Origin of the sequence: Kitasatospora sp. NPDC127067 (assembly GCF_042724755.1) — a bacterium.
In the GTDB taxonomy this organism is placed as follows: Bacteria; Actinomycetota; Actinomycetes; order Streptomycetales; family Streptomycetaceae; genus Kitasatospora; species Kitasatospora lactacystinica.
In genome coordinates this window covers 1-1,299 of record NZ_JBHXEM010000308.1, presented here as the reverse complement: position 1 = coordinate 1,299, position 1,299 = coordinate 1, and the positions used below count along the sequence as shown (strand labels likewise).

The 1,299-nt window shown below is 70.1% G+C and carries 1 protein-coding gene; it reads left to right on the top strand.

The window, feature by feature from the left end; all coding sequences use genetic code 11:
* The first annotated feature begins 138 nt into the window (after positions 1-138).
* A complete protein-coding gene (locus ACFWJ4_RS41630) occupies positions 139-1,260 on the top strand; it encodes an IS30 family transposase (protein WP_380554698.1) in 1,122 nt (373 codons plus the stop codon).
* The last annotated feature ends 39 nt before the right edge of the window (positions 1,261-1,299 follow it).

Here is a 1,299-nt window from a genome sequence, read left to right as displayed (position 1 = left end):
CTTGGGTTCTAGGGATCGTTGCAACACCCCAGTTCAAGGGGTGCGATGGACTTCGAGATCCGCAAGGACCGGACCGGGCGGGGACGACGGAAACTGGTCCGTGAGCGAGAGGAATACTTCCGGCTCATGGACCAGGGTCTGAGCAGTACGGAAGCCTGCCGGATCATCGGGATCAACTCCCGGACCGGCAAGCGGTGGCGTAACGGCCGCAACCCCACAGGCAGGACCACGGGGGCGCCGCCCGTCCGGCGGGCGGCGCCCCCGTCCGGGCCTTCCCGGTACCTGCGCGAGGCCGACCGGATCCACATCGCGGACCGCCTGCGGGAGAAGGCCACGATCCGCGCGATCGCCGCCGAGCTCGGCCGCAGCCCGTCCAGCATCAGCCGCGAGATACGGCGCAACCGGCATCCCGGCAACGGCCAGTACCGGCCGTTCGCGGCCCAGGCCCGAGCCGACGGGCGCCGGCCGCGCCCCAAGCCCGGCAAGATCGGCCAGAACCCCGAGCTGCGGGACTTCATCCAGAACCACCTGCACCGGAAGTGGAGTCCGGAGCAGATCTGCCAGGCTCTGCGGGACACCTTTCCCGAACGGCCGGAGATGCACGTGGTCCACGAGACGGTCTACCGGGCCCTCTACGTCCAAGGGCGCGGGGAGCTCCGCCGCGAGCTGGCCGGCGCTCTGCGCACCGGCCGGGCCCGCCGCGTCCCGCACCGGCAGGCGGCCGCGCGCCGGCCACGTTTCATCGACCCGATGGTGATGATCAGCGAGCGCCCTGCCGAGGCCGAAGACCGGGCGGTGCCCGGTCACTGGGAGGGAGACCTGATCATCGGCAAGGACGGCGCCTCGGCGATCGGCACGCTGGTCGAACGTGCGACCCGCTATGTGATGCTCCTGCACCTGCCGAACGGCCGCACCGCCGAACACGTGCGCGACATCCTCGTGGACACCGTCCAGACCCTGCCCGCACACCTGGTGCGCTCGCTGACCTGGGACCAGGGCAGCGAGATGGCCGCGCACGGTTCGTTCACCGTCGCCACCGGCGTCCCGGTCTACTTCTGCGACCCTGCCAGCCCCTGGCAGCGCGGCTCGAACGAGAACACGAACGGCCTGCTGCGGCAGTACTTCCCGAAGGGCACCGACCTGTCCGCCCACAGCTCCGAACACCTCGTTGCCGTCGCCGCCGAACTCAACGGCCGCCCACGCAAAACGCTCGGCTGGGAAACCCCAGCCGAGCGCCTGCATAAACTGCTCGCGGCCTGAACAACCGACCACGTGTTGCAACGACCGCTAGAAACCGCC